Below are 21,397 nucleotides of genomic sequence, written 5' to 3'. Positions count from 1 at the left end.
GAACCTCTGCTGGACGTACGCGGCCTGCGCCGGCAGCGCCGCGACGAGCAGGTCGCGGGCGGTGTACCCGGCGGCGGCGAGAAGTACGACCGGGCCGGGGACGGCCGTGCTTCCCCGCCTGGGTGTCCGGCCACGCCACCATCGGCGCGGCGTGGGCCGGCATCATGCGCAGCACCTTCGGCGACGCGGTGTCGTTCGTCGGGACGACGGAGGACCCGCACGCGGTCGGGGTGACCCGCTGGTGAGCTGACCGCCGGGCAGGACCGCCCCGCCGCGCCGGACGCGCCGCGGGGCGGTCGTGCCGCCGCCACGCTGCCCCGGAGCCTACCCGCAGCGTCCCCCTCGCGCGGGGTCCTCCGGCTCCTCCGGCGCCCCGGCCTTGTCGAGCTCGTCCTCGTGCCACCGGGCCCGCCAGGCGGCCTCGTGCGCCTCGTGGGTGGTGCGCTCGTGGAAGACCATCGCGTGCAGCGCCTGCCGGGCCTCGTTCATGGTCAGCACCTCGACCACGCAGAGACCCACGCAGATCCCGGTCGCCAGGCCGAGGGCGGCCAGCCCGGGCAGGTGCGGGGCGGCCGGGATGCCGGCGGCCAGCACCACGACGGTGCCGACCCGGGACCAGGACAGGGTGCGCAGCGTGCGGAGCTGGAACAGCATGTTCCCGCCCAGGTAGCAGATCAGGCCGCCGTAGAGCAGTCGCACGTCCTGGCCGCTGGCCACCCCGTAGAAGGGGGTATGCGGGTCGGCGATGTCGTCCAGGATCCCCTCTGCGCCGAGGGAGAACAGGATGATCCCCGCGATCATCGGCAGGAAGAGGTAGGCGTGGCCGTCGCGGGCCATCGTCATCCGGGGGCGGCCCTGCGCGGCGTGCAGCGCGATCCGGGCGGCCGGCCCGATCATGTCGAAGTGGGCCCACCAGAGGGCCGCGGTGAGGAAGATGCCGAGGGCGGCGGCGACGACCGCCGGCCAGGTCGGCACCTGGCCGAGGAGGTTGCTGCCGACGCCGATCGAGATGACCGACTCGCCCAGGGCGATGATGAGGATGAAGTCGTACCGTTCCGTCCAGTGCTCCGCCGACGGGACCGTCCAGTTCCGGGTGCCGCTGATGATTCCCGTGGCGTACTGGAGGAGCACCACGGTCGCCCAGAGCCCGTCCCGGACCCATGCCGCCCACTGGGGGTCGTCGATCTGGCCGGGGATCAGCGCCGCGGCGAGCAGCAGGAAGGTGCTCAGCACGAGCTCCGGCGCGAGCCGGGCGAGCTGCCGCAGTTCCTCCGGGTCGCGTCGCACGGCGTGCAGGTACAGCAGCACGTGCGCGGTGCGCAGCACCACGTAGGCCAGCGCAACGACGACCGGCCCGGCGGCGCCCCCGTGCGGGTTCCCGAACGCCTGGGGCAGCCCCAGGGCGAAGCAGAACAGCGCGGCCATCGCGAGGACCATCAGCACCGGGACGAAGCCCGCGCCGAGCCGGACCCGGGTGGCCACGATGCTGTGGATCACCCAGGCCCACCACAGCACCGCCAGCACCAGCATGCCGCGCAGCAGGGACGTGCCGCTGATCTGGACGGCCGTGGCCCGGGTGATGATGAAGAAGGAGAAGACGAAGACCAGGTCGAAGAACACCTCGAACCGGTCGACCCGGGCGCCCGGGGCCACGGCCACGGCCGGCCCGAGCCGCCCGCGTCCCCCGTAGCCGCCCACCCGTCCACTCTGCCGAGCGGACGACGGGGCGGGTGCGGGTTCGACGGGAGTCCCCCCGCGAGCGGGACCGGCGGGTGAAACGGCGCGGGGCGCCCCGGTCGGTGTGACCGGGGCGCCCCGCGTCCGGCGGCGCTGCGGGTTACAGGCCCAGCTCGGCCTCGAAGTTGCCGGCCTCCAGCCGCTCCTTGACCGCGACCAGGAAGCGGGCGGCGTCCGCGCCGTCGATGAGCCGGTGGTCGTACGACAGGGCCAGGTAGACCATCGAGCGGACCGCGATCACCTCGCCGAGCTCCGGGTCGTTCACCACGACCGGCCGCTTGACCACGGCGCCCGTGCCGAGCATCGCCGACTGCGGGCTCGGCACGATCGGGGTGTCGAAGAGGGCGCCCCGGCTGCCGGTGTTGGTCAGGGTGAAGGTCGCCCCGGCGATCTCGTCCGGGTTGATCTTGTTGGTGCGGGTGCGGTCCGCCAGGTCGGCGATCCGCTTGGCCAGCCCGCCCAGGTTCAGGTCACCCGCGTTGTGGATCACCGGCACCATCAGGCCGCGCTCGGTGTCCACCGCGATGCCCAGGTGCTCGGCGGCCGGGTAGGTGATCGTGCCGGCGTCCAGGTCCATGCTGGCGTTGACGATCGGGTACGCCTGCAGCGCCTCGACGGCCGCCAGGCCGAAGAACGGCAGGAACGACAGCTTCACGCCGTGCCGCTGCTGGAACGAGTCCTTGGCCCGCGCCCGCAGCTTGGCGACCTTGGTGACGTCCACCTCGACCACCGTGGTGAGCTGCGCCATCTCGTGCAGCGACTCCTGCATCCGCTTGGCGATGACCGCGCGAATCCGGGGCAGCTTCTCGGTGGTGCCCCGCTTCGCGCTCGGCTGGGGCTTCGCGGCCGGCTTGGCCGGGGCCGCCGCGGCGGCCGGCTGGGCGGCCGGTGCCGGCGCGGCCTTGGCGGCCTTGGCCCGCTCCGCCGCCTCGAGCACGTCCTGCTTGCGGATCCGGCCGCCGACGCCGGTGCCCCGCACGGCGGAGAGGTCCACGCCGTGCTCGCCGGCGAGCTTGCGTACCAGCGGGGTCACGTAGCCGGCCGCCTCCTCGCCGCCCCCCTGCGCGGGCGCCGTGGGGCGCTGCGGGACGGCGGTCGGCGCCGCCGGGGTCGCCTGCCGCTCGGCCTGCGCGGGCCGGGCCGCGGTCTCGGCCTCCGCCGCCGGCTCGTTGTACGACAGGCCCGGGGTCGGCTCCTCGACCTTCGGCGCCGGGGCCTCGACCTTCGGCGCCGGGGCCTCGACCTTCGGCGCCGGGGCCTCGACCTTCGGCGCCGGGGCCTCGGCCTTCGGCGCCGGCTTCGCCGCGGGCGGCTCCGGCGCGGCCGCGGGCTTCGGCTCGGGCTTCGGCTCCGCCGCCGGGGCGGCACCGGCCGCGCCGACGACCGCCAGGTCGGCGCCCACCGCCGCGGTCTCGTCCTCGGCGACCTTGATCTCCAGCAGCGTGCCGGCGACCGGCGACGGGATCTCGGTGTCGACCTTGTCGGTGGAGACCTCGAGCAGCGGCTCGTCGACCTCGACAGTGTCGCCGACCTGCTTGAGCCAGCGGGTGACCGTACCCTCGGTGACGCTCTCGCCGAGGGCCGGCATCTTCACCGGGGTGCCCTGGCCCGACGGGGCCGCAGCGGCCGGGGCTGCAGCGGCCGGGGCCGCAGCGGCCGGGGCCGGCTCCTGCACGGCCGGCTGCTCCGCCTCGGCCTGCGGCTCGGCGGCGGCCTCGGCCGCCGGCTCCTCCTGCTGCGGGGCCGCGCCGCCGCCCGCCGACTCGCCCTCACCGGCGATGACCGCCAGCTCGCTGCCGACCTCGGCGGTCTCGTCCTCGCCCACCACGATCCGGCTCAGCACGCCCGCCGCCGGCGACGGGATCTCGGTGTCGACCTTGTCGGTCGAGACCTCGAGCAGCGGCTCGTCGACCTCGACGGTGTCACCCTCCTGCTTGAGCCAGCGGGTGACGGTGCCCTCGGTGACGCTCTCGCCGAGCCGAGGCATGGTGACCGATACCGGCATCTCTCTAAGACTCCTTCATTCCCTGGTGCATCTCGCCCGTCTGCCGCCGGACGCCGCGGGTATCAGTTCTCGATCAGGCGTGCGCGTGCAGCGGCTTGCCGGCGAGGGCCAGGTGCGCCTCGCCCAGGGCCTCGTTCTGCGTCGGGTGGGCGTGCACGAGCTGCGCCACCTCGGCCGGGTACGCCTCCCAGTTGTAGATGAGCTGCGCCTCGCCGATCAGCTCACCCACCCGGGCACCGACCATGTGCACGCCGACGACCGGGCCGTCCTCCACCCGGACCAGCTTCACGAAGCCGGTCGTCCTCAGGATCTGGCTCTTGCCGTTGCCGCCCAGGTTGTAGTTGTAGCTCTTGACCTTGTCGGCACCGTACTGCTCCTTGGCCTTCGCCTCGGTGAGGCCGACCGACGCCAGCTCCGGCTCGCAGTAGGTGACCCGCGGGATGCCAACCTCGTCGATCACGGCCGGGTTGTTGCCGGCGATCTCCTCGGCGACGAAGATGCCCTGCTGGAAGCCGCGGTGGGCGAGTTGGAGGCCGGGCACGATGTCGCCGACGGCGTAGACGTTCGGCACGCTGGTGCGCAGCCGCTCGTCGGTCAGCACGTAGCCGCGGTCCATCTTCACGCCCTGCTCCTCGTACCCGAGGTTGGCCGTGTTCGGGCCGCGGCCGACGGCGACCAGCAGCAGCTCGGCCTCGACGGTCTCGCCGCCGGCGATGGTCACCCGCACGCCGTTGTCGGTCTTCTCGACCTTCTCGAACGGCTTGCCGACCTTGAAGTTGATCTTCCGCTTGCGGAACGCCCGCTCCAGCGCCTTCGACGACTCCTCGTCCTCGGCGGCCACCAGGCGGGGCAGCGCCTCGATGATGGTCACGTCGACGCCGAAGGACTTCCACACGCTGGCGAACTCGACGCCGATCACGCCGCCGCCGAGCACGATCGCGGAGGAGGGAACCCGGTCCAGCGTCAGCGCGTGGTCGCTGGTGATGACCCGCTCGCCGTCGACCTCCAGGCCGGGCAGGCTCTTCGCGTACGAGCCGGAGGCCAGCACGACGTTGCGGCCGGTGTAGCGCCTGCCGTCGACCTCGACGGCGTTCGGGGCGACCAGCCTGCCGGCGCCCGCCACGAACGTGATGTTCTTGGAACCGCCCACCAGGCCCTGCAGGCCCTTGTAGAGGCGGGAGATCACCCCGTCCTTGTACGAGTTGACCGCGGCCATGTCGATGCCGACCAGCTCGGCCTTGACGCCGAACTGCTCCGACTCGCGGGTCTGGTCGGCGATCTCGGCGGCGTGCAGCAGCGCCTTGGTGGGGATGCAGCCGTTGTGCAGGCAGGTCCCGCCGAGCTTGCCCTTCTCGATCAGCGCGACCGACAGGCCCAGCTGGGCGGCACGCAGCGCGGTCGCGTAGCCGCCGCTACCACCTCCGAGAATGACGATGTCGAAGGTTGCGTCGTTCGGCTCGCTCACGTCCAACTCCCAGGTCGCGTCACTGCTCGGGGGTCACGGCGGGGTGTCAGGGACAGCCCCCACCTCGGTCATCTTGTCACCACCCCGCGCCGGACGCGTACTGAGGTGCCCAACGACACGTCTTGGACACGTACGCTTGCCATGCTTTTCGATGACAGGACATGGGGGGACGGGTCGGTGGCGCTGTTCCGACGACGACGCAAGCAGGCGCGCCCGGCGGGGGGTGGTGACCGGCCGGTCGACCGCGCCGACCTCGACCACCTCGAGAACTTCGTCCGGACCCGGCGGGGTGTCGAGGCGTACATCGAGCCGCGGACGACGGTCACCGAGACCACGGTCATCCTGATCGCCGACGACGGGGAGTGGACCCGCCGCCGCATCGACGGCCCGGAGGGCGCCCGCCGCTTCGCGCACCGGATGGCCATCCCGGTCTACGACGTCCGCCTGATGGGGTACCCGCAGCGCATGCGCGACTACAACGAACGCCGCAAGCGCCGGCCCGAGCTGTACTGAATCCGCTCGCCGCCCGCCGGCAAGGAGGGCCTCCTGCCATGCCGAAAGCGCTGACCGGGGGCCCTCCTTGCCGCTCAGCCGTTGGCGGCGACGTCCTCCACCAGGTGGACCAGGGTGCGGACCGGGACGCCCGTGCCGCCCTTGGTCCAGTAGCCGGTCGCCTCGCCCGAGTGGTAGCTGGGGCCGGCGATGTCGATGTGCGCCCAGGCCACCTCGTCGGTGACGAACTCGCGCAGGAACACCCCGCCCTGGAGCATGTGACCCGCCCGGTCCATGCCGGCGTTGGTCTGCGAGATGTCGGCGACGTCGGAGTCCATGCCCTTGCGTACGTCGTCCGGCAGCGGCATCGGCCAGGCCGGCTCGCCGGTGGCCTCGCCGGCGGCCTTCACCCGCTCGCACAGCTGCGGGGTGCCCATCACGCCGGCGATCCGCTTGCCCAGCGAGATGACCTGCCCACCGGTCAGCGTGGAGGTCTCGAACAGGTAGTCCGCGCCGTCCTCGCAGGCTCGGGCGATCCCGTCGGCGAGGATCATCCGGCCCTCGGCGTCGGTGTTGAGCACCTCGACCCGCTTGCCGTTGTACATGGTGACGACATCGCCCGGCCGGTAGCTGGTCCCGGACGGCATGTTCTCGGCCATCGGCAGGTACGCGGTCACCGCGACCGACGGCTTGAGCGCGGCGATCGCCAGCATGGCGGCGCCGACGGCCGCCGCGCCGCCCATGTCGGACTTCATCTCCCACATGCCCTGCGCCGGCTTGATCGAGACGCCGCCCGTGTCGAAGGTGATGCCCTTGCCGACCAGCGCGACCCGCTTGCCGTTGCCCCCGCCGTCCGGGGTGTAGGTCAGCTTCACCAGGCGCGGCGGGGCCTCCGAGCCCTGGCCGACGGCGAGGATGCCGCCGTAGCCGCCGGCCGCCAGGGCCGCCTCGTCCAGCACCTCGACGCCCAACCCCGCCTCGCGGGCGGCCTCGGCCACCGCGTCGGCGAACACCGGCGGGCGCAGCAGGTTCGGGGCGGTGTTCACCCAGTCCCGGGTGAGCCGGACAGCGCTCGTCACCGCCTGCGCGCGGGCCACCTCGGCCTGGGCGTTCGCGTCGCCCGCGTCGGGGACGGCCACCAGCACCTCGGCCACCGGCTCCCGCCGGGCCGGCTGCGGCCGCGTCTTGTACCCGGCGAAGCGGTATCCGCCCAGCAGCGCGCCCTCGGCGACCGCCCGCAGCGCCGCGGCCGCGTCGGCGTCGTCGGGCAGCGGCAGGGCCAGCGCCACCCGACGCGCCCCGGCCAGCGCCCGGACGGCCGAGCCGGCCGCCCGGCGCAGGGTCTCCGGCGCGGGGGCGGCGCCGGTCGGCTCGCCGCCGAGCCCGACCGCGACGACGACCGGGGCGGTGACCGTGCCCAGGGTGGCCAGCTTGACGACCTCACCCGGGGCGCCGGCCGCGCCGAGCAGCGCCAGCGTCTCGGTGAGCTTGCCGTCGAAGGCGGCGGCGATGCTCTCGGCGCCGCTGGCCAGCAGCAGCGCGCCGGCGGGACCGGCGTCGGCGGCCTGCTCCCCGCTCTGGCTGTAGAGGCCGATCACGATCGCGTCGACGGCGAGTTCGGCGGGGTCGGTGTCGACCAGACTGAGGGTGATGCTGGGCGATGTCACTGAGGCAACTCCGGGCGGGCCGGGCCGGCGCGTCGTCGCGTACCGGCGATGAAGGTCTCCGGCGGCAACCTACCCGCCGGACGATTGGCTGTCCCGCCGAACGCCGCCGGCAGGGTCCCGCCGATGCTAACCAGCCGTTCAAGGGCCGGTAAGTTGCCACCCATGACCGACGTGACCTCCGGCGCCGCCGCGATCCGACTGCGCCGTTCCCCGCTGCACGAGCGGCACGCCGCCCTCGGCGCCAAGTTCGCCCCGTTCGGCGGTTGGGAGATGCCGCTGGAGTACGCCGGGGGTGGGGTGCTCAAGGAACACACGGCGGTTCGCGCCGGGGTCGGCGTGTTCGACGTGTCGCACCTGGGCAAGTCGCGGGTGACCGGGCCGGGCGCGGCGGACTTCGTCAACGCGTGCCTGACCAACGACCTCGGCCGGATCGCCCCGGGCGGGGCGCAGTACACGCTGTGCTGCGACGACGCGACCGGCGGCGTGGTGGACGACATCATCGCCTACCTGTACGCCTCCGACCACGTCTTCCTCATCCCGAACGCCGCGAACACCGCCGAGGTGGTACGCCGGCTGCGCGCCGCCGCGCCGGAGCACGTGGTCGTCACCGACGAGCACGAGGCGTACGCGGTCCTGGCCGTGCAGGGGCCGCGCTCGGCGGAGCTGCTCGACGCGCTGGGCCTGCCCACCGACCACGACTACATGAGTTTCCGGCCCGCCACCCTGGCCGGCGCCGACCTGACCGTCTGCCGTACCGGCTACACGGGCGAGCTGGGCTACGAGCTGGTGGTGCCGGCCGAGCACGCCGTCGCCGTCTGGGACGCGCTGTTCTCCGGCGGCGAGCGGTTCGAGCTGCGGGCGTGCGGGCTGGGCGCGCGGGACACGCTGCGCACCGAGATGGGGTACCCGCTGCACGGGCAGGACCTGTCGCCGGAGATCACCCCGGTGCAGGCCCGCGCGGGGTGGGCGGTCGGCTGGGGCAAGCCGGCGTTCTGGGGCCGCGACGCGCTGCTCGCCGAGAAGGCGGCCGGCCCCCGGCGTACGCTGCGCGGCCTGGAGGCGGTCGACCGGGCGATCCCGCGCCCCGGCATGACGGTGTACGCGGGCGAGCAGGCCGTCGGCGCCGTCACCAGCGGCACCTTCTCGCCGACTCGCAAGCTGGGCATCGCGCTGGCCCTCGTGGACACCGCGGCGGACCTGGCCGACGGCGCCACGGTCGAGGTCGACATCCGCGGCCGCCGCGCCCAGATGCGCCTCACCCGCCCCCCGTTCGTGCAGCCCTCGGTGAGGTAGCCGCCCGGCTCGCCCCGACGCCGGGCCCCTGCCCCGCCCCGGTGATCAAGAAGATTGCGTCAGGATCGGCGCTCCCGTTGACGCAAATCTCTTGATCACCGAGGGCGGCGGGCGGGCTGCCGGGCGGGTGCGCGGAAGGGCGACGGGGTCGTCAGGTGGGGGGTTCGCCGGCGTCCAGGACCGCCTGGGTCCAGCCGCCCTCGATCACGCCCGTGCGGTCGAGCACGGCCCAGTCGACGACGTCGGCCGCCTCGACCACCACCGGTGAGCCGATCCGGACGCTCGGGTCGCCGGCGGCGTCGCTGGCGCTCGCGCCCGTGATCCGCTCCGGGGAGTCCCACGAGGTCACCCCGGCCCAGACGTACTCGGGGCCGTCGTCGCCGGGCAGGCCGTACTTGACGACGAGCTGCGACTCCGGCGGCAGCGCCCCGGCCACGAACCGGGCCCGGACGTCGGCCAGGCTCGCCCGGGCCGTGGCGATCGCCCTGCTCATCGCGTCCCCGGTGCGGGCGTAGCGGACGTCCGGCTGGATGCCGGCGAACAGGGTGGCGCAGGCCGCGGCGAAGTACCGGCCGGCCGGCCCCGGGTGCCCGGGCGGCGGGCGCAGGCTCAGGAACGAGTCCGCCTCCGGGTCGGTGGCCGGGTCCAGCTCCAGCCGCAGCAGCACCGGCGCGGTCGCCCCGTGCTGCTCCGGGTTCCCGTACGCCACCGCGATGTCGTGCCCGGTGACCGTGGCGAGCACCGGCAGCTGCACGAACGCGGGCACCTCCTCGCCGGCGAGGCCGTCGGTCCACTCCCGCAGCAGCCGCCGGGCGGCACCGGTCATCACCGCGCCCCAGGCCCGGGTGAGATGGTCGGGCACCCCCTGCGTCTGCAACTCCAGCAGCCCGAACCGACGCAGCCCCTTCGTGGTGAACCACAGCCCGTCGCTGTCGGAGGAGTATGGCACCAGCACCCAGTCGACCAGTCGGACCCGGCCCTGCGCGTCGGGCAGCGACCGCAGCGCCGCCGCCGGGTCGAGGAACTGCAGGCCGAAGACGTCCACCACGTCCCCGCCGGAGCTCTCCGCGACCGCGGCGGCCACCGCCCGCGCCGCCCACTCGTGCGCCGGCGGCCAGCCCGGCCGGTACTCCGCCTGCACGACGACGAGGTGGGTGGCCGCGGCGAGCCGGTCGAGCTGCGACTCGCTGGCCCCGAACGCGGCCAGCAGGTCCGGCGGCAGCTCGGGGAACTCGCCGATCGACCGGGTGTCCACATTCATCAGCGGGCTGTCCAGCATCTGCGTCGCCAGCCCGTGCACCGGCTCGGCGAGCCGGCCGGCCAGCCCCCGCACGGCGGCCTTCGGCCCGACCCTCGGCAGCCCCCGCATCGGCACCAGGTACGTCGCGCTGAGCGACTCCGGGACGGGGACCGGCAGGAAGTCGTCCGTGATGAGCATGGCCCTCCTCGTCTCCCCGCGCCGGCGCCGCCGCCCGTCCCGCGCCCCCGCAATTCGGCCCTGTCGCCCGAAACGCTACCCGCCCCGGGCCGGCGGATCAGCGGGTCGCCACCAGACCCAGGTAGACCAGCGTGGTGACCACCTCCACGGCGGCGCCCAGCACGTCGCCGGTGACCCCGCCGAGGCGGCGTACCACGTGCCGCAGCAGCAGCACCGCGACGGCGAGGGCGGCGAGCACGGCGGCCGGCCCCTGCCACGGGCGACCCGGCACCGCGGCCACGGCGACGAGCGCGACGGCGGCCGTGCCGAGGCCCACCGCCACCGGCCCGACGGTGCCGGCCACCAGCGCGCCGAGCCCGTCCGGGCGGGCGGCGGGCACGCCCCGCCGGCAGGCCACGGTCACCCCGAGCCGGCCGGCCGCGGTGGCCGCCACCACGGCCGCGAGCGTCGCCGGCCACGGCCGGGCCGCCAGCTCCGCGAGCGCGGCGGCCTGCACCAGCAGTACGACCACCAGCGCGGCCACCCCGAAGGGGCCCACGTCCGGCTTCTTCATGATTTCCAGCGCCGCCGCCCCCCGCCGGTACGAGCCGAGCGCGTCGACGGTGTCGGCCAGCCCGTCCAGGTGCAGCCCCCGGGTGAGCAGGGCACCGACGCCGACCGTCACCCCGGCCGCGACCAGCGGCGCGGCGACGGCCGACAGGGCCAGCAGCGCCCCGGCGAGCGCCGCGCCGAGCAGCGCCCCGATGGCCGGGGCCAGCGCCATCGCCGCGCCCGCCGCGGCCCGGTCCACCCGGCCCGCGCGCACCGGCAGCGTGCTGAACGTGGTGAGCGCCAGCCGCAGCCCGTCGCCGAGGCGTCGCTCAGCCGGCACGCCGCCCGGCCGGGTCCGCCGTGGCGGCCTCGTCCGCCCCCGCCGTGGCGGCCTCGTCCGCCCCCGCCGTGGCGGCCTCGTCCGCCCCCGCCGTGGCGGCCTCGTCCGGCTCCGTGCTGGCCGGTTGGCCCGGCTCGGCGGGCTGGCTCGACTCCGCGGGCTGGCCCTGCTGGCCCGGTTCGCCCGGCTGGCCCGGCTGGCCCGACTCGGCCGGCTGGCCCGGTCGGCCCGGTTCGCCCGGTCGGCCCGGTTCGCCCGGTCGGTCCGGCCCGGCTGGCTCGGTGGTGGCCGGCCCGGGGCCCGCCGGCTCCGGCTCGCGGAAGTCGGGCTCGTCGCCGTCGCCCAGCTCCTCGCCGCCCTGGACGCCCTCGCCTGTCACCGGGCGGGCGGGCAGCGCGGCGGCCAGCGCCAGCACCGAGCGCAGCAGCGGCAGCGCGGCCAGGGCGTTCGCGCCCTCGCCCAGGTCGAGCCGCAGGTCGAGCAGCGGGGTCAGCCCCAGCACGTCGGCGCCGAGCCGGACCGCCGGGTGGCCGCCGTCGTCGGCGAGCAGGCACCAGTGCCGGGCCTGCCCGGCCAGGTCCCGGCTGACCAGGCCGGCGGCGATGCCGACCGGGCCGTCGAGCAGCACCGGAACCCGGCGGGCGGTCGCGCCGAGCAGCACGCCGGTGGCCGCCGCGATGGTCCCGCCGCCCAGCTCGGCCAGCACGTCCCGGGCCTCCCGGGGCGAGCGCCGGGTGCGGTGCACCGCGTCCCGGACGGCGGCGCAGCGCCGCATCCAGGCCGCGTCGTCGATCTGGCCGTGCTCCGTCACGACCCGGCCGAGCACGGCCGGCGGCTCCGCCCCGGCGGTCGCCGCGAGCACGGCGGCCGCCGCCGCCTCGGTGCCGGCCCCGCACGCCCCCAGCACCAGCAGCCGTACGCCCGCGTCGGCGGCCTCCTCCGCCAGCCGCCAGCCGTACCGCAGCACCTTGTCGACGGTCTCCAGGTCCAGCGCGGGCATGCCCTCCATCGGCGCGGCGGCCGGCACCTCCGCCACCTGGAGGCTGGCGCCGTTCTCCGCGGCCAGCCGGGCCAGGGCGCCCTCGCCGGCGCGCGCCTGCGCGGCCCGGCGGGCCGACTCGGCGGGGGAGGCGCCGGCCGCCGCCCCGCCGGCGTGGTCGCCGTGCAGCAGCAGCACCCGTACGGCGTCCCAGGGCGCGGGAGTCGGGGTGCCCTGGGTGGCGGCGGCGAAGCTCACCACCCGCTCCAGCACCCCCAGTCCGGCGCCGGGCGGCAGGTCGAGGGTGGCGAGCCGCTCCACGGCCTGCGGGCCCGTGTACTCGTCCGGCATGGGCAGTTCCATGCCGGGCTGGATGACCAGGCCGGTGGTGACCATCGGCAGCGCCATCGTCGGCGCGGCCCACGGGGCGCCCGCAGGCTCTGCCGAGGGGGCCGGGGCCGGGGCGACGGCCGGGGTCAGCACGTCCGGCAGGGCGGCCTCCCAGCCCGGGGCGCGCGCGGCGGCGACCGCTGCCGCGTCGGCGGAGACCCCCTCCGCCTCCGCAGCTCCGGCGGCGGCCCGCTCCGGCGTGGCGGCCCTGGCGGGCTGCGCCGGGACGGCGGCGCCGGCGAGCGCGGTCGGCTTCAGCCAGCACGCCTGGCCGGCGACCACGAGGACCACCGCGTCGCACGCGTCGGCGACCGCCCGGTTGGCCGAGCCGAGGGCGTCGGCGAACGCGCGGCCCAGCGGCGTGGTCGGCACCAGCGACAGCCCCACCTCGGGGCTGACCAGCACGAGCCGCGCCGGGCAGCCGCGGACCGCCGCGGCCAGCTCCGCGATGGTGGCCGTGTCGTCGGCCGGCTGGTGGGCCGGGTCGAGCAGGACGGTCACCCAGCCGCCGAGGTCGTCGACGAGCAGCGTCTCGTCCGGGGCGGCGGAGGCGATGACGTCGGCCAGCCGGCGCGGGTCCTCGGCCGTCTCCTCGGTGGTCCAGCCCACCGGCCGCCGGCCGCGGTGCGCCGCCAGGCGGGCGGCCCACTCCGCGTCCGCCGGGTCGCCGGTCGCCGCCGTCGCCACGTAGCGGACGGTGGGCGCGTCGACGACCAGGGCCTCCGCGAACTCGGACTTGCCCGAGCGGATACCGCCGAGCACCAGGAGCGTGTGCCACCCGTCAACGGACATGCCCGTACCTTACGGCCGCCGCGGGCCGCGTCGCCCGCCGGCCCGTACGCCGGCCGGCGGCCCCGGTGTCGTCCCCGCCGGCGGGCTCAGCCGCAGTGTTCGTACGGGCTGCCGTAGCCGACCCCGCCCACGGAGCCGCCCCACCTGACGCACGTTCCGGCGGCGCGCGCCCGCACCGGCCCGGCGTAGTACGCGAAGGAGCCGCTGTCGGTGACCCGGGTCTTCCCCTGCACCTCCAGGTACGCGGACGCGGTCGACCGCACGCCCACCCCGGTGTCCTTGAGCGTCACCACGCAGTTGTCCCCCGTCGCGGCCTTGTACAGCAGGAACACCCGGCCGCGCCGGACGCCGTCGGAGCCGGTCAGCGTCGCCGAGTCGATCACGGCGTACCCGCTGCCGCAGACCTGCCCCGCCGTGTACGGGTTCGGCTTCTGCGGGGCGGTGGTGGTCGTACCCGGCCGGGGGCTGGCGCTCGCGGCGCCGGAGGGCGCGGCCGGGTCGTCGGCGGGGCGGGTCGGCCGGGCGGTGGCGCCGGGGCGGGCGGAGCCGGACGGCGTGGCCGCGGCGGTGGCGCCGGTGGGGCCGGGCCGGGCCGAGCGGATCCTGCCGGCGTCGGTGGACCCGGCCACGGCCGGTGCCGAGCCGTCGGCCAGCGCGGCCTGCTGGTCCCGCGGGTCCTGCCCCGCGCCCGACCACAGCGCCGTCACGGCGACGCCGGCGACCAGCACGGCGGCCACCGCGCCCGCGACGCCGGCCAGCGCGAGACGCCGACGCCGCCGGGACCCGCCGGTCGGGTTCTCCAGGGTCGCCGGCAGGCCCCCGCCCGTGGGCCACCCCGGCGGGCCCGGCACCGCCGGGAAGACCGCCGGGTACGGCGCGGACGTCCCGGTCGGCGCGGGCGGGACCGCCGGTGGGCTGGCCGGCCCGGGCGGAGCGACCCGGGCCTGAGGAGGTGCGGCCGGGGTGCTGGGCGGCGTGACCGGGGCGCTGGGCGGCGTGGCCGGGCCGGCGGTGCTGCTGGGCGGCGGGGCCGGGGCGCTGGGCGGCGTGGCCGGGCCGGCGGTGCTGCTGGGCGGCGTGGCCGGGCCGGCCGCGGCGGGTGGGGCGCTCAGGGCGGGACCGGGCACGGCCCACGGCGGGCGGGCCGAGACCGGGAAGGTGGCCATCGTGGCGTCCCGCGCCGCCAGAGCCGCGTCGGCCAGCTCCGCCGCGCTGCCGTACCGGTCGGCGGGGCCCTTCGCCATCGCCCGGGCGATCAGCTCGACCACCGCCGGCGGGGTGCCCGGCGGCAGCGGCGGCGGCTCGTCCTGGGCGTGCCGCATGGCCACCTGCAACGGGTTGTCCCCGTCGAACGGGGGCCGGCCGGCGAGACAGTAGTAGGCCACCGCGCCGAGGGCGTAGACGTCGGTGGCCCCCGACACGGGCTGGCCCGTGGCCTGTTCCGGCGACATGTACCAGGCGGTGCCGAGCAGCGTGTGCGCGGCGGTCATGCCGGCCGTGCCGCGGGACCGGGCGATGCCGAAGTCGACCAGCACCACCGTGCCGTCCCGCTGCACCATCAGGTTGCCCGGCTTGACGTCGCGGTGCACGATTCCCGCCGTGTGCGCCGCCTGCAGCGCCGCCGCCGCCTGGGCCACCACCGACATCGTGGACGCCGGGTCCAGCCGCCCCGCCCGGCGCACCCAGGTCGCCAGGGGCTCGCCGTCGACGTACTCCATCACCAGGTAGCTCACCTGGCTGCCGTCGTCGAGGGCGGACTGCCCGAAGTCGTGCACGGCGACGATGCCGGGGTGGCGCAGGGCGGCCATCATCCGGGCCTCGGCGTGGAACCGCGTGGTGAACTCCGGATCGGCGACCAGGGAGGGCAGCAGCACCTTCACGGCCACCACCCGGTCCAGCAGGGTGTCGGTGCACCGCCAGACGGCGCCCATGCCGCCGGTCGCGACGCGCTCGGTCAGCAGGTAACGGCCGCCGAGCAGCACTCCTTGAGTCAGCACCGCGCCACCGTACCGGCCCTGGTGATCCACCCGGTCGCCAGTGGCGGGCGGAGGAGCGCCGGGGCCGTCCGGTACGGGGGCGACTACGCTTGCGGGGGTTCGTCCCAGGGAACTCAGCGGCGAGGGGAGACGCGGCATGGCGTGGAGCTGGCGGTACGAGGGCGCGGACGGCGCGTCGGCCGAGGGGCCGGCGGAGACGTTCGGCAGCCAGGCGGACGCCGAGTCGTGGATCGGCCAGACCTGGCGGCAACTCGCGGCGTCCGGCGTCACCACGGTCACGCTCGTCGAGGACGACCGCGTGGAGTACCGGATGAGCCTGCAGCCCCCGGCCGAGTGATGACCGGCGACCGGCCGGGCGCGGGCGGGCCGCTGGTGCTCGGGGTGCCCCGGGACGCGTTCCGGCCCAGCCCGGTCTTCGTCGCGCTGGTCGCCCTGCTGGTGACCAGCGCCGTGCTGACCTGGAACGGGATCGGCAACGTCCGGTTCGACGTGTTCCTCTTCGTCGTCTCGGGCTGGCTGGTCTCGCTCTGCCTGCACGAGTACGCCCACGCGCTGGTCGCGTACCGGGCCGGCGACCGCGGCGTGGCCCACCGGGGCTACCTGCGACTCAACCCGTTCACGTACACCCACCCGCTGCTGTCGATCGTGCTGCCCGTGGTGGTGGTGCTGCTCGGCGGGATCGGGCTGCCCGGCGGCGCGGTCTGGGTGGACCGGCACGCCATCCCGGGCCGGGCGCGGCACACGCTGGTGAGCCTCGCCGGGCCGGCGACCAACGTGCTGTTCACCCTGCTGCTGGTGGCCGTCCTGCGGCTCGGGTTCGGCGGCAACGGGCCGGTGGAGTTCTGGGCGGGCGTGGCGCTGCTGGCGTTCCTCCAGCTCACCGCCAGCGTGCTCAACCTGCTGCCGGTGCCCGGGCTGGACGGCGGCAACATGATCCAGCCGTGGCTGAACCCGCAGTGGCGGCGGATGTACGACCTGTTCGCCCCGTACGGGTTCCTCCTGCTGTTCGCGCTGCTGTGGAACCCGCGCATCGGCGGCTGGTTCTTCGACGGCGTCTTCGCCGTGGCGGACGTGCTCGGCCTGCCCCCGCGGCTCTACGGCTACGGCCTCGACCTGATCCGCTTCTGGCAGGGCTGACGCCGGGGCCGGACGCGATCATGATGTCCCGGGCCCGGCCGACGCGGGCGCGCCGGCCGGACCCGGGCGGGGTCACGGGCGCTGGGCGGGGGACCTGGTCTGCGCCGGGTCGCGCTCGGTGATCGGGTCCACGACGGCGTCGATCGCCTTGAGCAGGCCGGCGTCCAGCTTCACGCCGGCGGCCTTGACGTTGTCGTGCACCTGCTCGGGGCGGGACGCGCCGATGATCGCCGAGGAGACGTTCGGGTTCTGCAGCACCCAGGCGACGGCGAGCTGCGGCATGGTCAGCCCGGCCTGCTCGGCCAGGGGCTTGAGCTGCTGCACCCGGGTCAGCACCTCGTCGGTGAGGAAGCGGGAGATGAACATCGACCCCGACTTCTCGTCGGTGGCGCGGGAGCCGGCGGGCGGCGGCTGGCCCGGCAGGTACTTGCCGGAGAGCACGCCCTGCGCCATCGGCGACCAGACGATCTGCCCGACGCCCAGCTCCTCGCTGGTGGGGATCACCTCGGCCTCGATGACCCGCCACAGCATCGAGTACTGCGGCTGGTTCGAGACCAGCGGGATGCGCAGCTCCCGGGCGAGCGCGTGGGCCTCGCGGATCTGCGCGGCCGTCCACTCCGACACGCCGATGTAGTGCGCCTTGCCGGAGTGCACGACGTCGGCGAACGCCTCCATCGTCTCCTCCAGCGGGGTGCTGACGTCGTACCGGTGGGCCTGGTAGAGGTCCACGTAGTCGGTCTGCAGCCGGCGCAGCGAGCCGTTGATCGACTCCATGATGTGCTTGCGGGACAGGCCACGGTCGTTGCGGCCCGGGCCGGTAGCCCAGTAGACCTTGGTGAAGATCTCCAGCCCCTCGCGGCGCTCGCCCTTGAGCGCCCGGCCGAGCACCTCCTCGGCCTTGGTGCCGGCGTACACGTCGGCGGTGTCGAACGTGGTGATGCCGTTGTCCAGGGCGGCCCGGACGCAGGCGAGGGCGGCGTCCTCCTCGACCTGCGAGCCGTGGGTGATCCAGTTGCCGTACGAGATCTCGCTGACCATCAGGCCGGAGCGGCCTAGGTGTCGGAATTCCATGCTCCGACCCTAGTCCCGCCCGATCATGGTCACACAGCGACGAGCCGCGCGGCGGGCCTTGCTCACCGCGTCGGCGGACGGCTGACCGGGGACCGCGCGGCTCACAGCAACGGGGTGGCGTCGGCGAGCAGCTTGTCGATCTCCTCGACCACCCGGTCCCGGCTCGGGTGCACGCGGTCGATCAGCGGCTCACCCCGCCGGTCCAGCGCCCCCCAGCGGCCCGCCCCGTCACCGACCAGGAACGCGACCGGGTGGACGACCAGCGCCGGATGCGCGGGCGCCACGATCACCCGCCCCGTGCGGTCCACCACCCCGCGCCGGCCGTTCAGCTCGACCACGGCCAGCCCCTCCTGCGTGAAGCCGTCGATGTAGCGGCCGTCGGCCAGGGCCGTGGTGATGCCGTGGTACCGGGTGGGAAGCACCAGGGAGCCCGTCCGGTCCACCGCGCCCCAGCGGTCGCCCACGCGTACCGCCGCGAGCCCGCCCCGGAAGGGGCGCACGTCGTCGAAGCCGGGCGGGATCACCACGATGTTGGACGGGTCGATCGCCATCCAGTTGCCGGCGCCGTCCACCGAGACCCAGGCCAGGCCGTCGGAGAACGAACCGACCACCCGGTAGCCGTTGTTGGCCTCAATGAGCGTGCGACCGGACTCGTCGACCAACGCCCAGCGGGCTGCCTCCGGCCGGCGTACCCAGGCCACGCCCTCCCGGAACGGCTGCACCTCGACGTACTCGGTGCCGAGCACCAGGTTGCCGTCGGCGTCGGCGTACCCCCACCGCTGCTGGTCCTGGTCGAACGTGGGCACCGGAGGCCGCTCCGCGCGCACGATCTCGTCCCCGCTGCGCGGGTACGGGCCGAAGCCGTCCCGGCCGGCCCGCTCGGCGACCGCGTCCAGTGCGACGCGGGTCCGCGCGGTCAGCTCCGGATCGTCGGCCCGGCGCAGATCCAACGCCCGCTCGAAGTGGTGACACGCCTCGATCAGCCGGCCCTGGTCGTAGCAGCACCGGCCCGCGTGCTCGTGCAGGGCCGCCCGCAGCCGGTCGGGCAGCTCGGTGGAGTTCGCCTCGGCGAACAGCCGGTCGGCCTCGGCGAACTCGCCCCGCCAGCGCAGCACCTGGGCCAGCCGCGCCCGGGCCAGCGCGGTCCGCCGCAACTCGCCGGTGGCCTCGGCGTACGTCAGGGCGAGCCGGGCGTCGTCGAGCGCCTCGTCCAGGTCGCCGAGGATGCGGGACGCGACCGCCCGGAGGCTCAGCAACCGGGCCCGCGACCGGTTGTCCAACGCCTTTTCGAGCTTCGCCGTCAGCCCGTCCCGGACCGTACGCAGCTTCTCCGGGTCGTCGGTCTCCTCGCGCAGGGTCTCCGGGTGCAGCCGCCACTGCAACGCGGCGAGCGCCTGCTCCGGGTCCATCGGCCGGTCCTGCCCCGGCCGTGCCGCCGGCCCGGCGGGCCACACCGGCCGACCGGGCGGCGCGGAGACCGGGTTGGCGGGTACCCCCGAGACGGGGTGCGCGGGCGGTGCGGAGACGGGGTGTGCCGGGGGTGCGGAGACCGGGTGTGCGGGTGGCGCCGAGGCGGGGTGTGCCGGTGGCGCCGAGACGGGGTGTGCCGGGGGTGCGGAGACCGGGTGTGCGGGTGGCGCCGAGGCGGGGTGTGTGGGCGGCGCGGAGACCGGGTGTGCGGGTGGCGCCGAGGCGGGGTGTGTGGGCGGCGCGGAGACCGGGTGTGTGGGTGGCGCGGAGGCGGGGTGTGTGGGCGGCGCGGAGACCGGGTGCGCCGGGGGTGTGCTCGTCGGGCGGGACGGCCCACCGCCGGCCGCCGAAGGAGTGGCGGGGGCGGCTGCCGTCGACGTCCCCGCGACGGGCTCGGCCGCGGGGGCCGGGTGGCCGTCCTCGTCGTGCGAGGGCCGTCCGGCGGCCGGGTCGGCGACCGGCGGCACCGGACGGCTCGGCCGGAACCAGGCAGCCGAGTTGTCCATGGTCGGCGCAGCCGTCGGGGCCGACTGGTCGACCCGGGCCGGCTGCTCGTCGGGCCGGACCGGGGTCGGGAACACGTCGGCCGGCGGAGTGGTCACGTCGGGCTGGGCCGGGGTCGGAGGTGCGGTTGGCGCGTGCGACGGGCCTGCCTCGGCCGAGGGGGACGTCGGCGAAGCCGCGACGGCGACAGGCTCCTGCGGCGCGTGGCTCCCCTCCCGTACGACCGGGGTCGCGACGCCCGGAAGGCCGTCGTCGTCCCGCCGGCCGGTCCGCTCGGGAGCCTCGCCGGACGTCGAGGTCGTGTGGGCGTCCTCGGCGTCGTCCGGAGCGGGACGGTTGGTGAGCCCCTCGTCGGCGCCGCGTGGGGCTCCCACGTGATCGTCTGCTGCTGTGGGCGACGACACGCCGTCGGACGTCTCGCTCGACGACAGTTGATCGTGCGGCCGGTCGGCGCCGTCCTCGCCCGCCGTGGGGGTGGCCTCCTGCCGCGGCGCCACCGGGTCCCCGACCTGTCCGGGCGACGGCGCCTCGGCGATGGGGGCGGTGGTGGAGCCGGCAGGGGCTGGCGAGGCAGGGTCGATGCCCGAGCCGCTGCCGGCCGGGTAGTCCTCCCGGCTGCCGGCCTCGGCCTCGCCGGCCGCCGGCCCTGTCGCGGGCGCCGGGTCCGGAGCGGGCAGCGGCGGTTCGGCCGGTACGTCGCCGGGCAGACCGGCGACCGACGTGCCGTCCGGCGACGGCGGGAGGTCCGCCATCGGCGCGACGCAGTCGTCGGGGCTCGGGTGGCTGGGCGACGTCGGCGCGAGTCCGGGGAGCGTCGCGTCCGGACGGACCAGCCCCGTGTCCGCGACCGGCGGTTCGTCGCGCCGCTCGGGTGCGGGCCGGCTCTCGGCCGCGGCGGGAGCCGGCAGGAACTCCAGCCGCAGTCGCGCCGCCGGCGGCGCCGACACCGGCTCCACAGGTGGCGCGGAGACCGGCTCCACAGGTGGCGCGGAGACGGGCGGTGCGGAGACCGGCGGTCCGGAGACGGGCGGTGCCGGCACCGGCGGGTGGAAACCGGGCGGTCCGGAGACGGGCACTGCCGACACGGGCACTCCCGAGACGGGAGTCCCGGGAGCGGGCGCGCCGGAGACGGGCGCCCCCGAGACAGGCATCCCCGAGACGGGCGCTCCCGAGACCGGTCCGTCCGGAGCGGGCGCGTTGGGCGCCGGGGCCGCCGGCCGCGCCTGGCGGGGAGCGTCGGCGGCCGGGCCGACCGGCGGGCGCCGCGACTCGTCCGGGCGGACCGGTGGGGGAGCGGCGTGGTGCTCGTGCCCCGACCGCGGTGCACCGTCGGGGTCCTCCGTCAGCGGCTGTCCACCACCGGGGCCCTCGACCGGCTGGTGCCCGCGTACGGGCTCCTCGACCGGTCGACGGGCAGGCGGCTGCTCCTCGGGGCGGGGACGGCGCGGCTCCACCGGGGGATACGCAGCCGTGCGCTGGTCTTCGTGGGCCGGCGGGGCGGCTCGGTCGACGGGCGGGCGGTGGTCGTACAGGTCGGTGGCGGGACGGGCGGATCCCCGGCCCTGCGGCTGGATGGGACCGGGCTCCGGCCAGGGCAGGCCGTCGCGGTGCGCGGGTGCGTGCCGGGCCGCCGGGTCGCGGTACGTCTCCGGGTGCGCGGCGTCGCCCCGCGGGGCTCCCCGGTACGGCTGTCCGTCCCGCTCGGCGGGCCGCCGTGGCGTGTCGACCCCGGGCCGGCCGACGCCCGCCTGGTCGTGGTGGCGGACCGGCCGCTCCACCGGCTGGCCCGAACCGGCGCCCGGTGGCACGGGCCGGTCGGATCCGGGTCGGCTGTCCCGCTCCGGCATGGGCCGGCCTTCGCGGTCCAGCGGCGGCCGGACATCGCGGCCCGACGCGAGCCGCCCTTCTCGGTCCGGAGCGCGCCGAGCATCCCGGTCCAGCGGAGGCCGGCCATCCCGGTCCGCCCGAGCATCCCGGTCCAGCGGCGGCCGGCCATCCCGGTCCAGCGGCGGCCGGCCATCCCGGTCCAGCGGCGGCCGGCCATCCCGGTCCAGCGGCGGCCGGCCATCCCGGTCCAGCGGCGGCCGGC

15 protein-coding genes and 1 pseudogene are annotated in these 21,397 nt (G+C 76.2%); 6 read left to right on the top strand and 10 right to left on the bottom strand.

Annotated features, from left to right (window positions below; genetic code table 11):
- Window positions 1-122: 122 nt before the first annotated feature.
- A complete protein-coding gene (locus ACGFIZ_RS16190) occupies window positions 123-245 on the top strand; it encodes a hypothetical protein (RefSeq protein WP_393419907.1) in 123 nt (40 codons plus the stop codon).
- Window positions 246-324: 79 nt separating this feature from the next.
- On the opposite strand, the gene ACGFIZ_RS16185 is transcribed toward ACGFIZ_RS16190, so the two are convergent.
- From ACGFIZ_RS16185 to lpdA, 3 genes are all read right to left on the bottom strand, one after another.
- Window positions 325-1,698, bottom strand: coding sequence for a low temperature requirement protein A (locus tag ACGFIZ_RS16185; protein ID WP_393419905.1), 1,374 nt, complete (start codon window positions 1,696-1,698; stop codon window positions 325-327).
- A 139-nt stretch (window positions 1,699-1,837) separates the two neighbouring features.
- A complete protein-coding gene (sucB, locus tag ACGFIZ_RS16180; RefSeq protein WP_393419903.1) occupies window positions 1,838-3,742 on the bottom strand; it encodes a 2-oxoglutarate dehydrogenase, E2 component, dihydrolipoamide succinyltransferase in 1,905 nt (634 codons plus the stop codon).
- A 73-nt stretch (window positions 3,743-3,815) separates the two neighbouring features.
- The gene (gene lpdA, locus ACGFIZ_RS16175) at window positions 3,816-5,207 is read right to left on the bottom strand and encodes a dihydrolipoyl dehydrogenase (protein ID WP_393419901.1); all 1,392 of its coding nucleotides are present in this window, start codon (window positions 5,205-5,207) and stop codon (window positions 3,816-3,818) included.
- 177 nt (window positions 5,208-5,384) lie between these two features.
- Here lpdA and ACGFIZ_RS16170 point away from each other — a divergent pair, with 177 nt between their 5' ends.
- Window positions 5,385-5,720: a hypothetical protein gene (locus tag ACGFIZ_RS16170; protein ID WP_393419899.1), complete on the top strand. Its 336-nt coding sequence runs from the start codon at window positions 5,385-5,387 to the stop codon at window positions 5,718-5,720.
- 74 nt (window positions 5,721-5,794) lie between these two features.
- On the opposite strand, the gene ACGFIZ_RS16165 is transcribed toward ACGFIZ_RS16170, so the two are convergent.
- On the bottom strand, window positions 5,795-7,366 hold the full coding sequence (locus tag ACGFIZ_RS16165; RefSeq protein ID WP_393419897.1) for a leucyl aminopeptidase: 1,572 nt from the start codon (window positions 7,364-7,366) through the stop codon (window positions 5,795-5,797).
- A gap of 162 nt (window positions 7,367-7,528) precedes the next feature.
- Between ACGFIZ_RS16165 and gcvT the strand changes: the two genes are divergently transcribed.
- The gene (gcvT, locus tag ACGFIZ_RS16160) at window positions 7,529-8,659 is read left to right on the top strand and encodes a glycine cleavage system aminomethyltransferase GcvT (protein WP_393419895.1); all 1,131 of its coding nucleotides are present in this window, start codon (window positions 7,529-7,531) and stop codon (window positions 8,657-8,659) included.
- 151 nt (window positions 8,660-8,810) lie between these two features.
- Here gcvT and ACGFIZ_RS16155 read toward each other — a convergent pair whose 3' ends face one another.
- The 4 genes from ACGFIZ_RS16155 to ACGFIZ_RS16140 form a co-directional block, all read right to left on the bottom strand.
- Window positions 8,811-10,097: a DUF2314 domain-containing protein gene (locus ACGFIZ_RS16155; protein ID WP_393419893.1), complete on the bottom strand. Its 1,287-nt coding sequence runs from the start codon at window positions 10,095-10,097 to the stop codon at window positions 8,811-8,813.
- A gap of 97 nt (window positions 10,098-10,194) precedes the next feature.
- Complete coding sequence (gene cobS / locus ACGFIZ_RS16150) at window positions 10,195-10,968, bottom strand: adenosylcobinamide-GDP ribazoletransferase (protein WP_393419891.1); 774 nt, start codon at window positions 10,966-10,968, stop codon at window positions 10,195-10,197.
- On the bottom strand, window positions 10,958-13,129 hold the full coding sequence (locus tag ACGFIZ_RS16145; protein ID WP_393419889.1) for a bifunctional adenosylcobinamide kinase/adenosylcobinamide-phosphate guanylyltransferase: 2,172 nt from the start codon (window positions 13,127-13,129) through the stop codon (window positions 10,958-10,960). The genes cobS and ACGFIZ_RS16145 overlap by 11 nt, the downstream gene beginning before the upstream one ends.
- Before the next feature lie 86 nt (window positions 13,130-13,215).
- The gene (locus ACGFIZ_RS16140) at window positions 13,216-15,126 is read right to left on the bottom strand and encodes a serine/threonine-protein kinase (protein WP_393419887.1); all 1,911 of its coding nucleotides are present in this window, start codon (window positions 15,124-15,126) and stop codon (window positions 13,216-13,218) included.
- Between the two features lie 136 nt (window positions 15,127-15,262).
- Here ACGFIZ_RS16140 and ACGFIZ_RS16135 point away from each other — a divergent pair, with 136 nt between their 5' ends.
- Window positions 15,263-15,463, top strand: coding sequence for a hypothetical protein (locus ACGFIZ_RS16135; RefSeq protein WP_347666153.1), 201 nt, complete (start codon window positions 15,263-15,265; stop codon window positions 15,461-15,463).
- Window positions 15,463-16,263 carry a site-2 protease family protein gene (locus ACGFIZ_RS16130; protein WP_347666154.1) on the top strand — a complete coding sequence of 267 codons (801 nt, stop codon included), beginning with the start codon at window positions 15,463-15,465 and terminating at the stop codon, window positions 16,261-16,263. Before ACGFIZ_RS16135 ends, ACGFIZ_RS16130 begins: the two co-directional genes overlap by 1 nt.
- 72 nt (window positions 16,264-16,335) lie before the next feature.
- On the opposite strand, the gene ACGFIZ_RS16125 is transcribed toward ACGFIZ_RS16130, so the two are convergent.
- Window positions 16,336-17,334 (bottom strand): aldo/keto reductase family protein, encoded by a 999-nt coding sequence (locus tag ACGFIZ_RS16125; RefSeq protein WP_393419884.1) that lies wholly within the window; start codon window positions 17,332-17,334, stop codon window positions 16,336-16,338.
- 101 nt (window positions 17,335-17,435) lie between these two features.
- Window positions 17,436-20,393: a WG repeat-containing protein gene (locus ACGFIZ_RS16120; protein ID WP_393419882.1), complete on the bottom strand. Its 2,958-nt coding sequence runs from the start codon at window positions 20,391-20,393 to the stop codon at window positions 17,436-17,438.
- Between the two features lie 216 nt (window positions 20,394-20,609).
- Here ACGFIZ_RS16120 and ACGFIZ_RS16115 point away from each other — a divergent pair.
- A pseudogene (locus ACGFIZ_RS16115) lies at window positions 20,610-21,397 on the top strand (hypothetical protein); the annotation flags it as partial.

The sequence above is a fragment of the Micromonospora sp. NPDC048830 genome, assembly GCF_043198215.1.
Taxonomy (GTDB): Bacteria; Actinomycetota; Actinomycetes; order Mycobacteriales; family Micromonosporaceae; genus Micromonospora.
Note: the sequence above shows the minus strand (reverse complement) of the source record. Positions and strands in the feature narration are given on the sequence as shown.

What these genes read in the sequence shown, in the direction of transcription:
- ACGFIZ_RS16130 (WP_347666154.1), top strand. Translation starts at nt 15,463, where the DNA reads ATGACCGGCGACCGGCCGGGCGCGGGCGGGCCGCTGGTGCTCGGGGTG.
- gcvT (WP_393419895.1), top strand. Translation starts at nt 7,529, where the DNA reads ATGACCGACGTGACCTCCGGCGCCGCCGCGATCCGACTGCGCCGTTCC.
- ACGFIZ_RS16135 (WP_347666153.1), top strand. Translation starts at nt 15,263, where the DNA reads ATGGCGTGGAGCTGGCGGTACGAGGGCGCGGACGGCGCGTCGGCCGAG.
- ACGFIZ_RS16125 (WP_393419884.1), bottom strand. Translation starts at nt 17,334, where the DNA reads ATGGAATTCCGACACCTAGGCCGCTCCGGCCTGATGGTCAGCGAGATC.
- sucB (WP_393419903.1), bottom strand. Translation starts at nt 3,742, where the DNA reads ATGCCGGTATCGGTCACCATGCCTCGGCTCGGCGAGAGCGTCACCGAG.
- ACGFIZ_RS16155 (WP_393419893.1), bottom strand. Translation starts at nt 10,097, where the DNA reads ATGCTCATCACGGACGACTTCCTGCCGGTCCCCGTCCCGGAGTCGCTC.
- ACGFIZ_RS16145 (WP_393419889.1), bottom strand. Translation starts at nt 13,129, where the DNA reads ATGTCCGTTGACGGGTGGCACACGCTCCTGGTGCTCGGCGGTATCCGC.